Genomic DNA, 12,059 nt, shown 5'->3' on the forward strand with positions numbered 1-12,059 from the left:
GTTCATGGCGCCGGGTTGGGAATACGGCGGTGTACAGCCTGGATCTCGGCCAACAGCTCGTCGTCCAGTTGCAGGTCGAGCGCACCGAGGTTTTCCTGCAGCTGCAGCAGTGTGGTCTGCCCGGTGATGGCGCTGGCCACGAAGGGCTGGCGAATGACGAAGGCCAAGGCCAGCTGCGCAGGGCTCAGGCCCCGGCGACGGGCGATATCGACGTAGCTGGCGATGGCACTGTTGGCCTCGGCGCTGTCGTAGCGGTTGAAGGTGCGATACACCGAAGACAAGCGCGCACCCTCCGGGCGAGCGCCATCGAGGTACTTGCCCGTCAGCGCGCCAAACGCCAGCGGCGAATAGGCCAGCAGGCTGACGCCGTCGCGGTGGCTGAACTCTGACAGGCCGTTCTCATACAGGCGATTGAGCAGGCTGTAGGGGTTCTGGATGCTGGCAATGCGCGGCAACCCCTGGTCCTCGCCATGACGCAGGAACTGCGCGACACCCCACGGGGTTTCGTTGGACACGCCGATGTGGCGGATCTTGCCGGCCTTGACCTGCTCATCGAGCACCGCCAGGGTTTCCTGGATGGCTGCGCTGTCTGGGTGGTCGTCGACGTAGGGGTATTCGCGGGCGCCGAAGATGTTGGTGGTGCGGTCGGGCCAGTGCAGTTGGTAGAGGTCCAGATAGTCGGTCTGCAAGCGTTTCAGGCTGCCTTCGAGAGCCGCGACGATGTTGCGTCGGTCGTGGTGCGAAAGGCCGTCGCGGATGTGCGTTTGCCCAGCCGGGTCGCGCGAGGGGCCGGCGATCTTGCTGGCCAGGATGAGCTTGTCGCGATTGCCGCGGGCGGCCAGCCAGGTGCCGATGAAACGCTCGGTGGTGGTCCAGGTTTCGGCGCGAGTTGGAGTGGGGTACATCTCGGCGGTGTCGATGAAGTTGATGCCGGCGGCAAGCGCGGCGTCCAGTTGCTGATGGGCGTCTGGTTCGCTGTTCTGGTGGCCCCAGGTCATGGTGCCTAGGCTGAGCAGGCTGACGTGGAGATCGGTGTGGCCTAGCGGGCGGTAGAGCATGCGGTGGTCCTTGGGTAATGGGTTGGATTTGAGCGTTTCGGGCTGCTTTGCAGCCCATCGCAGGCTACGCCGGCTCCTACAAGGGGCGCGGTGCCTGTTACGCGCTTGCAGCGGTTATCAGGCCGACGCTTGAGCCACCTTTATCTGCGCATATTGGTTCTCGGCCTTGGGCAAGCCCAGGTGATCGCGCAAGGTGTGCCCGTGATACTCGCGGCGAAACAACCCACGCTTCTGCAACAGCGGCACCACCTCTTCGACGAACACCTGCGCCCCGGACGGGAACATGTCCGGCATGATGTTGAAGCCATCCCCTGCCCCGGCCAGGAACCACTCGGCCAAGGTGTCGGCGACTTGCTCGGGCGTACCGACCGCCAGACGATGACCCACCAGGATGCGCCGCGACAGTTCGCGAATGGTCAGGTTCTCGCGCCGGGCCAGGTTCAGCTGCGCTTCCAGAAAACCGTGCGAGCCGCGCTCAAAATCCGCCACCGCGCCAATCCGTGCCCAGGGCAGCGGCGCATCGGGGTCCAGTTCACTGGCATCGATACCGATCCGCCCCGCCACCTGCTGCAGCAAGCCATGCTCGCCATGCCAGGCATTGAGCTGGTCGAAGCGGGCATGCGCCTCGGCCTCGGTGCTGCCGATCACCGTCGACAGCCCCGGCATGATTTTCAAATGCTGCGGATCACGCCCCCAGGCCCTGGCCCGGGATTTCATCTCACGGTAGAAGGCCAGCCCGTCGGGCAAGGTGGTCTGGGTGGTGAAGATCGCATCGGCATAACGCGAGCCCAAGGCCTTGCCGCCTTCGGAGGAGCCCGCCTGCACCAGCACCGGCCGGCCTTGCGGCGAGCGAGGCAGGTTGAGCGGGCCTTTGACCTGGAAGTGCTTGCCGTGAAAATCCAGGGTATGCACCTTGCTCGGGTCGGCGAAGCGGCCATTGGCACGGTCACCGATGATCGCGTCGTCCTCCCAGCTGTCCCACAGCTTGAGGGTGACATCGACGAACTCTTCGGCCCGCCCATAGCGGTCGACATGCAGTGGCGCGCCGGCGTAGCCGAAGTTCTGCGCGGCGGCGTCACCGGCATTGGTCACCACGTTCCAGGCCGCCCGGCCGCCGCTGATGTGGTCCAGCGAGGCTATCCGTCGGGCCAGGTTGAATGGCTCGTTGTAAGTGCTCGAGCACGTGGCGATCACCCCGATGCGTTCGGTGGCGGCAGCCACGGCGGTGAGCAGGATGGTCGGCTCCAGACGGCCACCGGCCTGGCTGGCGACATCCGGCGGTAACGCCGGGCCGTCGGCGAGGAAGATCGCATCCAGGCAACCACGCTCGGAGATGCGTGCGATGTTGCGGTAGTAATCAACGTCGATATAGGCATCGATCGCGGCCTCGCCCTGGCGCCAGGCGCCGGAGTGCGAGCCGAAACCCAAGATATTCATGCCCAGGCTCATCTGCTTTTGCTGTGTCATGTGCGTTCTCCTGTTCAGACTGCGCTGGCTTCATCGCCTGCGCCCTGCCCTGCACTGGCCGCAGCCTGTTTGGCACGCCAGGCGGCGGCGGGGCTGACGCCATTGAGGTAGTAGTCGCCCAACGCCTGCTCGCGGTAGATCGCCGGGTTGTGCGAGGCCAAGGTGCGTGCATTGCGCCAGTGCCGATCCAGGCGTCGGGCATTGCTGGTCGCCGAAGCGCCGCCGACCTCGAACAGCAAGGTGGTGGCCTCAAGCACTTGCGCCAGGACGATCTGCTGGGCCTGGAAGGCCTGTACTTCGGCATCGGTGTACAACTGCTCAGGGACCTCCCCAGCCTGGCCCGCCTCGAATACCCCTTGCAGGCCATGGCCCACGGCACTGACCTGCGCCTCGGTTGCAAAGGCCAGACTCGACAGCCGACCGACCACTCGCTGCACCAGTGGGTCATCGCTTGGCTTCGATTGGCCGGGTACGCCGAAGGCGCGGGTTCGGCCCTGGACGAAGGCAACTGCGTCGGCCAGCACGGCACGGGCGATGCCGGCCAGGGTGGCCAGGTGCACCACCTGATAGAACGCGGTCAAGTAGGATTCGGCGCGCAACTCGCCCTTGGCGAAGCGCCGCAGCACATGCCGCTGCGGCAGCGCCACCTGGCGAAAACGGGTGGTGCCGCTGCCGGTCAGGCGCTGGCCAAAACCATCCCAGTCGTCCACCACCTCGACCCCAGGAGCGCGGGTTGGCACGGCCAGGCTGACGAATTCGTCGCCGTGGTTGGCCACCGCCGCGACCCAATCGGCATACAGGGTGCCAGTGCAGTAATACTTCTCGCCGTCGAGGCGGTAATCGCCCTCTTCACCCTTGGCCAGTTGCACGGTATTGCCGGTGCTGTCAGTGCGCTCAGCCATGGCCGCGCCCCACAGCTCGCCTGCCACGACCCGGGCGAACCAGTAGTCCTGCGACGCAGCATCGTTGGACGACAGCCGCCCTTCGACGAAACCGAAATGCGCCCGCAGGATCTGCGGCAGGTTGGAGTCTGCCTGGCCCAGGCGCACCAGCTGGCGCAGTAGTTGCGCCAGGCTGGCACCCAGCCCGCCATGGCTTTGCGGCACACGCAGCGCGCCGAAACCGGCCTCGCGCAGCCACGCCACCGGCTCATGGGCCAGCGTGCGATGCTTTTCGCGCTCAACCGCGCCAGCGGCGATACGGGTAAAGATTGGCGCGAAACGGGCATCGAGTTCGGCGTCGGTAATGCTTGCTTGTTGACTCATGTGGGTTCCTTTCACGGGGATTTCAGTTGTGCGCGGTGCGCGGGTCGATGGCCTGGGTCAGTACATCCACCACCAGGTTGACCAGCACGTAGATGGCGGCGGCCAGCAGGGTCACGCCGAGCACCAGTGGCACGTCCTTGTTGGCCGTTGCGTCGAGCATCAGGCGGCCAATGCCTTGGCGGCCGAACAGCAGTTCAAGCACCACGGCGCCGCCCAGCAGGCTGGCGAACACATAGCCGGCCAGGGTCACCAACGGCACCAGGGCATGGCGCAAGGCATGGCGCAGGCGGACACCGGTGTCGGACATGCCGCGCGCGCGGGCTTGGGTGATGAAGGGTTGTTCCAGCACCTGCTCAAGCGACTGGCGCAGCACCTGGGCCAGCACTGCCGCCACCGGCAAGCCCAGGGCCAGGCTTGGCAGCACCAGCGACTGCCAGCCACGCGAGCCCGATGGCGGCAACAGGTGGAAGTAGAAGGCGAAGGCCAGCAACAGCACGGTGCCGATGACAAAGTTCGGCGCTGCCGACAGCACCAACTCGATGCCCGACACCAACGCCCGCAGGCGCCGCCCACGGTTGGTAGTCAGCAGCGCCGAAGTCAGCGCGAGCAGCACCGCCAGGACTGCCGCGCTACTGGCCAGGGCCAAGGTCGCGCCCAGTTGCTCGCCAATCGCCTGGCCGACCGGTATGCGCAGGCGATACGACTCGCCCAGATCACCCTGGGCCAAGCGCGCCAGGTAGTTGCCGTACTGCTGCCACAGCGGCTGATCGAGACCGTACTCGGCGCGTACCTGGGCGAGCATCTGCGGCGTGGGCATGGCGTCCGGGCCGCCGAGAATCGCCAGCGCGGTATCGCCACCGCTGTGCTGCATGCCGAGGAACGTCAGGCTGGCAGCCGCCCACAGCACGATCAGGCCGTCACGCAGGCGCCTTAGCACCAGTGCCAGAAGTTTCATGGTTGCTCCTTGGCCAGCCACACGCTGGTGAACAGAGGGACATTGTGCGAACCATCGAACAGCACCCCGCCGACTGCCTTGCGATAAGCCAACAGCATCTGGCTCTCCACCGAAGGCACCGCTGGTACGGTTTCGCCCAGGCGCTGCTGCGCTTGGCGATACAGCGTGCGCCGCTGCTGCGGATCAGTGCTCTGCCGCGCCTGGCCCAGGTACTGGTCGAGCAGCGCATCGCGAAAGTGACCGACGTTCTGGCCGATCATCCGCGCGGTGGGGATGGCCTGGCTGTGATAGAGAATGAACAGCCCATCGGCGGTATTGGTGTGCCAGTAGCCGCCGCCAATGGCATCGAACCGCCCGGCATAGCGCAGCTCCATCACCCGCGTGAGCGGCAACACTTCGATCACCATGTCGAAGCCGATCTTGCGCAAGTCGGCCTGCACCGCCACCGAGACGTTGGCCGGGAACGCCGGGTTGTCGTAGGTTAGCAAGGTCGCTTGCAGGCGCTGGCCGGCGCGGGTGCGATACCCCTCGGCGTCGCGCCCGGTCCAGCCAGCAGCATCCAGCAAGTGGTTGGCGTGTACCGGGTCGAAGGCCAGCGCATCACGTGCTATCGGGTCATAGCCTGGGGTGTTCACGGCGAGGAAGTCGCCCTTGGCCAGGAACTCACCAAACCCCGAGATCCACGCCAGGCCATCGCGGTCGATGGCCTTGGCCACGGCCTGGCGCACCCGCACATCGTCGAATGGCACGCGCTCGACATTGAAGGTGATGCTGCGCGCCGGGTTGCCCTTGCGAATGCGGCTGCGCAGGGTCAGGTCTGGATTGGCGCGAATCGCCGCGGCGTTCTGTGGCGGCGCGTCCAGGGCCATGTCGCTGTCGTTGGCCTCAAGCGAGGTGTAGCGGATCATCGCCTCGGGCACATAACTGAGTTCGATGCGTTGCAGGTAAGCCGCGCCCTGATGATTGATCGCTGCCGGCGCCCAGTGGTAATCCCCCCGCCGCGACAACGTCGCGCCCTGATCGCGTACATAGCTGTCGAGCACAAACGGCCCGCTGCCAATCGGCCGCGTAGCGATCGTGCGCGGCGCCTCGCGGATCTGCTTGGGCGAAATCATCCCCAGCCAGGCCTGCGACAGCACATCGAGAAACGGCGCATAGGGCGTGCGCAGGGTCGCCTCGAAGGTGAACTCATCCACCACCCGGCCCGTGAGAAACGGCGCGATATAGGCCGCAGCCAACGGCGACTTGGTCGCCGGATCACGCATGTGCTCAAGGTTGACCCGCACCGCCTCGGCGTTGAACCGCTCGCCATCGCTGAAGCGGACATCGTCGCGCAGGTGGAAGGTGTAGGTCAGGCCATCGGCGCTGATCTCCCAGCTTTTCGCCAGCCACGGGGTCAGGGTGCCGTCCTCGGCCTGGTAGACCAGGCAGTCGAACAGAATCCTGCCCAGCCACTGCATGTTGCCGTGCGACAGCGCATGGATATCGAAGCTGCCCGAATCGCTGGCGGCCGACACCCGCAAGGTGCCGCCGCGTATCCCCTCGCGCTGCTCGACAAAATCGCTGGCCGGGTAACGCATGACCCCGTTCACCTCGCTCACCGCCTCGCCCTTGAGCGTGCCTGCAGTTTGCCCAGGCGGCGGTGGCGAGCAGGCGCCGAGCAGCAGCGCGGCGGTCATCAGGCACGGCCGAAGTAGCTTATGCATGACGGCGGCCATCAGAAACGAAACGCCACGCCAGTGGTCACCGAGAAGGCGTCCCCCGGATAGAAGTTGGCCGAGTCGCGGCCATTGGCGTTGTAAGCCGTGTTGGCCGCACTGGCGTAGCGCTGGTCGGTGAGGTTGCGCAGATCGGCGAACACCTCCCACTTCTTGCTCGGCGCCTGGTAGCCGAACTTGGCGCCCCACAGCACGTACGACGGCGCCTGCCAGGTGTTGGCATAGTCGATGTAGTAGCTTGACGCTGCGCGCAGGTTGAGCGAGGCATAGAAGCCGCTGGCCTGGCGGTAGGCCAGCTCGGCCTGATAGACCTGGCGCGGCAGGCTGGGCAGCTCGTTGCCGCCGAAGGTCTCGTCGTCGCGGTATTTGAAGTCGTTGAGGGTGTAGGCCTGGCGCAGGTCGATGGTATCGCCGTTGGCGCCGCTCCAGAGCAGCGCGTTCAGGCCGGCCTCGATGCCCTGGTGAAGGGTCGGGCTGGCGTTGGAGGTGGCGGTGAGCTGGTCTTGAGTGGCGCTGGCCTGACGCACGACCACGGTCAGCAGCTCTTTCTGCACCCAGGAGCGGTACAAGGTCAGGCTGCCATCGAAGATGCCGTGGCTGCCACGCACGCCGACCTCGAAGGTGGTGGCCTTCTGTGGCCGCACATCGTAGAGGAACGGGTTGCCGGTACTGCCCAGCTGCCAGGTGACCGGTGGATCGATGCTGCGGCTGACGTTGCCAAACACCTGGAACTCAGGGTTGATCTGATAGCGCAAGCCCAGGCGCGGGGCCAGGTCGTTCTCCACGTACTCGACGCTGGTGGGTAGGTTGCTTGGGTTGGCGGTGGTCAGCGTGGTCGATTCGATCTCGGCTTTACGGCGGATGTTGACGAACGACAGGCCCGAGGACAGCCACAGGTCATCGCTCAGTTGCAGCTCGTTGCCGAAGGTCAGCACCGTGTCGCGCGAGCCGGTGTAGTTGGTCTCCTGGATCTTCGCCCCGGTGGCGCGGCTGTGCGATTTGACGTCGGCCAGATAGGCGCGGGTATTGCTGAAGATGATGCTGCTGTCGCTGGGCAGGCCGAAGAAACGATCGCCGGTACGGAAGTAGCGCAAGGTCAGGTTGATGTCCTTGGAGCGCCAGTCTTGTGGGGTCGGCGAGTAGCGCCAGCCGTTGAGCAGCGGGTAGTTGTTGTACGAAGCGCCCACTTCGAGCTTGTTGCCGTCATCGAAGGTGTAAGTGGTCTTGTTGCCGACGAAGGTGGTGCCGTCTTTACGGCGCCCGGTCGGGGCAAGGTTGCTGCGTGGGTCATGCTTGAGCTGCTGGCGGGTCAGGGTGTTGCCGTTGGTGAGCTGCTCTTCGCGGTATTTGACGAACAGTCGGGTCTCAAGCTTGGGGCTGAACACATGGCCGAAGTTGGCCGCAAGGCCGCGACCTTCGTTGTTGGCGTCATCCTGATAGCCATCGCGTTCGTTGTGCAGCACGTTGATGTAGTAGTCAGTGTCGCCAACCACCCCGCCAGTGCTCAGTTGCTGCTTGCGATAGCCATAACTGCCGACTTCGAAACGGGCGTAGTTGCCGGGGTCGGTGCGGCCGGTCTTGCTGACGAAGTTGATCGCCCCGCCCAGCGACAGCGCGGCGTACTCCGAAGCATTGGCGCCGTAGAGCACCTCGGTGTGGTCGATCCCCTGCATGTCGAGGAAGTCTTCCTGGGTGCCCCCGGGACCGGTGATTGGCAGGCCGTCGAAGAGGAACTTGGTGCCCAGCACGTAGCCCTGGTAGAAGGTGTTCAGGCCCGAGCCGCGGATCGAAATCTTGTTCGCGGCCGTACCGCTGGTGCCCTGGGCGAACACGCCGGGTTGCAGGGCCAGGACATCCTCGGCGTTGGACGCCCTGCCCTGTTCGACCTGACGGTTGTCGATCACTGCGGTGTTGCCAGCGACCTTTTGCAGGCGCTTCTGGTCTTTCTGCGCGCCAGTGGCGGCAGCGCCGGTGACGGTTACCGTGTCGAGGGTGGAGTCTTCTGCGGCGAACACCGCTGGGCTGAGCAGGGCCATCATTACCGCGACGCTGGCGGCACTGCCCAGGGGGTGACCGGTAAGTCTAACTTTCGCACGCACTGCACATACTCCCTTTATATATAAGGTCGAAGTTCTACGCCGTAGCGCAGCCTTCGCCTGACCGCTTCAGGAAGGTTATTGCAGTTGTCGTGCCAGCCTTTTTCTCTCGTCTTTATTGGGCATTTTCCCGATTAAAAGCTTGAATGCGACACAAACTGTTTGGCGCCTGTTGCTGTATCAACATTTCAGGGTGTCAGTAGCGGCCTCATCGCGGGACAAGCCCGCTCCAACGGGTCTACGTTATCCTGTAGGAGCGGGCTTACCCCGCGAAGAAGCCATCACTTGAAACATCAATCGCCGCCACTAAATGTGCAGTGTTAATTTGGTAATTTGCATATAACCGGCACTGTCCGAACGACAACACCGCTTCAACAAAAGTTGTCCTGCTGTTCATCTAATTCATTTAAACAAAGGCAAAGCCCACGACCACCAGGCCCTTTGCCATCTGGCACAAAACCTGCTCTATCCCCTGCGACTGGCCTGACTATGCCCATAGAACGCCGAGGTAACTATCGATGAACTTCAAGGAATACACCGATGCATGCGATGCAACCCAATCGACTGCGCCTGGCCGTGCGCCACGCCACCCTGGCCACAGCCCTTAGCTCTGCCCTGCTCGCCCCGGCGGTTGCCGCCGAGGCCGACCAGACCCTGGGTACAGTCACTGTTCAGGGCGCCAGGCAAACCGCCGCGCAAGCCGCGCAGAGCCAGCTGGCGGAAGTACCCGGCGGCACCAGCGTGGTCGACAGCGAAGAAGTCGCCAAGGGCCGCACTGCCACGCTACAAGACACCCTCGGTTATCAGCCCGGCGTGTTCGTGCAGTCCACCGGCGGCAATGACGCCGCCAAGATCTCCATCCGCGGCTCCGGTGCCAACACCTCGCCTGGCTACTTCCGTGAGGGGATCAAGTTCCTCTTCGATGGCCTGCCACTGACCGGCCCGGGCGGCACCCCCTACGAGTTCCTCAATGCCTCGGGGGTCAACTACACCGAGATCCTGCGCGGCGCCAACGCCTTCCAGTACGGCGCGTTGACCCTGGGTGGCGCGGTCAACTTCGTCAACCACAGCGGCTACAGCGCCCCAGGCCTGCGCCTGCGCGCCGAAGCCGGCAGCTATGGCTACCAGAAGCAAACCGTCAGTGTCGGCGGCGTCGAAGGTGATCTGGACTACTACCTGCAAGCCGACAACTACCGCAACCACGGCTCGCGCGATTTCAGCCTGTCGCGCAGCTCAGGCATCGTCGCCAACGCCGGCTACCGCTTCAGCCCCAAGCTTGAGACACGCCTGCTGCTGCGCTATCGCGACGAGTTCCACAACGACCCCAGCGCCACCACGCTGGCCAATGCCAAGCACCACCCGCGCCGCGCCAGTGCCACCGCCGAAAGCAGCGGCGCCGGCGCACGGCGCCCCGGTAGCATCTGGCTGGGCAGCAAGACCACCTACACCTTCGATGATGATGCCCGGCTGACCGTGGGCCTGTCGTACCACGACTACCGCCACACCAATAACCCGCGCAGCCCGAGCAACCCCAGCTACTGGGACTGGCACGACCTCGGTCTGCTACTCGGCTATGACCGCGTCGACAGCCTGTTCGGCCACGAGAGCCGTAGCAGCCTGGCCTTCACCTCGACCCAGCACCTGCGCGGCGGGGTCAACTCGGCCACCGGCGACAAGGTTTCACTGAAAAAGGTCGACTATCAGGATTCGTTCGACAGGGTGTTTTCTTTGGGCAACGACCTCAACCTGGTCGATGGCCTGTGGCTGACCAGCGGTGTGTCGTTCGTCAACGTGCGGCGCAAGGTCGACATCGACTACGCAGTCAACCCCAACCGCACCGACTTCCCCCAGCACGTCGACTACGACAACTGGAGCATCGCCCCACGCATCGGCTTGCGCTACGAGTTCACACCGAACCTGCAAGTGTTCACCAACGTCAGCCGCAGTATCGACCCACCGGCCTCGTGGGAGTACTCCGGCTCCGGCCCGAGCCTGCCCTACATCCGCCCGCTGGTGGAGCAGAAAGGCAACACCTTCGAGGTCGGCATCAAAGGCTCGCATGGCATCTTCGACGGCAGCCTGGCGCTGTATCGCTCGTGGATTCACAACGAGCTGCTCAACGTGCAGATCATCCCCGCCACCTCCACCGCTGCTGCAGTGACCGGTGCATTCAACGCCTCGCCGACCATCCACCAAGGCATCGAAGCAGGCCTCAATACCCGCCTGTGGGAGAACGCCCAGGGCGACCAGGTGCGCTGGCGCCAGGTGTACACCTATAACGACTTCTACTACCGCAACGACGATACCTTCGGCAGCAATCAACTGCCCGGCATTCCCAAGCACATCTACCAGGGCGAGGTGCAATACCAGCACCACAGCGGCTGGTATAGCGGGGTCAATGTGCAGTCGGCTTCACGCACCGCCGCGGATTACGCCAATACCCTGTATGCGCCGTCGTACACCATCTGGGGCGCAAACCTTGGGTATGAGGCGCCGAAGGGCAATTGGAAGGTGTCGCTGGATTTGAAGAACCTGGCCAACAAGGCCTACGTGACGGCCGTGACCCCGGTGTACAACGCCCGTGGCCAGGATACGGCGGCGTTCTGGCCAGGCGATGGGATTGGCGCTTATGTCGGGGTTGAGCTGAGGTACTGATTGGTTGGAGGTTTCCCCGGCTCCTACAGGCAATCCCTGTAGGAGCTGGCGAAGCCTGCCGCACAGCGGCTCCAACGACCTCAAGAGAAACTCAGGCCCTGGGCATCAGCTCATAAGGCGCCTTCCAACCCGGCACTGCCTTGATCCGCGCCTTCCACGCCTCGATGTGCGGGAAGTCAGTCAACTGCATGCCAGTCTCCTCAGGCATGAACACATACCCAGCCAACGACAGATCGGCGATGGTCAAACGCCCGCCAACCATGAACGGCGTTTGGCTCAGGTGCTGATCCACCACCTGATAGGCCGCCGTGGCGCGCTCTCGGAAGAATTTGGTCACTTCGGTCTCGCCGGTTTTCTTCAGGCCGTAGAGAAAGCGCAAGGTGGCGTAGTAGCTGGTGAACTTGTGGTTGTCGAACAGCATCCAGCGCCAGATTTCGCGATGTTCCTCTTCACTCTGCGGGCCAAATTGACCGGTCTGCGCGGCGAGGTAGTCGAGGATCAACGCCGACTGGGTGAAGGTCTGCCCAGCGTGCTCGAGCACCGGCACTTCGCCCTGCTCGTTGATCTGCTGGCGCCAACTGTCGGTGCGGGTCTGGCCGTGGAAGTAGTCGACCAAGACCGGTTGCCAGTCTTGGCCAGTGAGTTCGAGCATGAGTGCGGCTTTGTAGGCGTTGCCGGATTCGCCGAAGCAATGCAGCTTGTATTGAGGCATGGTTGACCTTCATAGTCCTTTGAATGGCGCGTTCAGAAGGCTGCTTTGCAGCCCATCGCAGGACAAGCCCGCGATGAGGCCAGTAGATCATGGCCACTATCGAACAGCCAACACCCACATCATCGAGCAAGGA

Annotated in this window: 8 protein-coding genes; 1 reads left to right on the forward strand and 7 read right to left on the reverse strand. The window is 64.0% G+C overall.

The window, feature by feature from the left end; genetic code table 11:
* Positions 1–2: 2 nt before the first annotated feature.
* The 6 genes from AAZU54_RS00335 to AAZU54_RS00360 form a co-directional block, all read right to left on the reverse strand.
* The gene (locus tag AAZU54_RS00335) at positions 3–1,058 is read right to left on the reverse strand and encodes an NADP(H)-dependent aldo-keto reductase (protein ID WP_186555204.1); all 1,056 of its coding nucleotides are present in this window, start codon (positions 1,056–1,058) and stop codon (positions 3–5) included.
* A gap of 117 nt (positions 1,059–1,175) precedes the next feature.
* Positions 1,176–2,525 (reverse strand): LLM class flavin-dependent oxidoreductase, encoded by a 1,350-nt coding sequence (locus tag AAZU54_RS00340; protein WP_186555203.1) that lies wholly within the window; start codon positions 2,523–2,525, stop codon positions 1,176–1,178.
* A 14-nt stretch (positions 2,526–2,539) separates the two neighbouring features.
* Positions 2,540–3,790 (reverse strand): acyl-CoA dehydrogenase family protein, encoded by a 1,251-nt coding sequence (locus tag AAZU54_RS00345; protein ID WP_434726299.1) that lies wholly within the window; start codon positions 3,788–3,790, stop codon positions 2,540–2,542.
* Positions 3,791–3,812: 22 nt separating this feature from the next.
* Entirely contained in the window at positions 3,813–4,745 is a 933-nt protein-coding gene (locus tag AAZU54_RS00350; protein ID WP_434726300.1) for an ABC transporter permease, read from the reverse strand.
* On the reverse strand, positions 4,742–6,451 hold the full coding sequence (locus AAZU54_RS00355; RefSeq protein ID WP_434726301.1) for an ABC transporter substrate-binding protein: 1,710 nt from the start codon (positions 6,449–6,451) through the stop codon (positions 4,742–4,744). The genes AAZU54_RS00350 and AAZU54_RS00355 overlap by 4 nt, the downstream gene beginning before the upstream one ends.
* An 11-nt stretch (positions 6,452–6,462) precedes the next feature.
* Positions 6,463–8,562 carry a TonB-dependent receptor family protein gene (locus AAZU54_RS00360; protein WP_434726302.1) on the reverse strand — a complete coding sequence of 700 codons (2,100 nt, stop codon included), beginning with the start codon at positions 8,560–8,562 and terminating at the stop codon, positions 6,463–6,465.
* 537 nt (positions 8,563–9,099) lie between these two features.
* Here AAZU54_RS00360 and AAZU54_RS00365 point away from each other — a divergent pair.
* Positions 9,100–11,214 (forward strand): TonB-dependent receptor family protein, encoded by a 2,115-nt coding sequence (locus tag AAZU54_RS00365; protein WP_405129787.1) that lies wholly within the window; start codon positions 9,100–9,102, stop codon positions 11,212–11,214.
* 91 nt (positions 11,215–11,305) lie between these two features.
* Here AAZU54_RS00365 and AAZU54_RS00370 read toward each other — a convergent pair whose 3' ends face one another.
* Positions 11,306–11,926 carry a glutathione S-transferase family protein gene (locus tag AAZU54_RS00370; protein ID WP_428626596.1) on the reverse strand — a complete coding sequence of 207 codons (621 nt, stop codon included), beginning with the start codon at positions 11,924–11,926 and terminating at the stop codon, positions 11,306–11,308.
* Positions 11,927–12,059: the final 133 nt, after the last annotated feature.

Origin of the sequence: Pseudomonas sp. Je.1.5.c, assembly GCF_051129895.1 — a bacterium.
In the GTDB taxonomy this organism is placed as follows: domain Bacteria; phylum Pseudomonadota; class Gammaproteobacteria; order Pseudomonadales; family Pseudomonadaceae; genus Aquipseudomonas; species Aquipseudomonas urmiensis.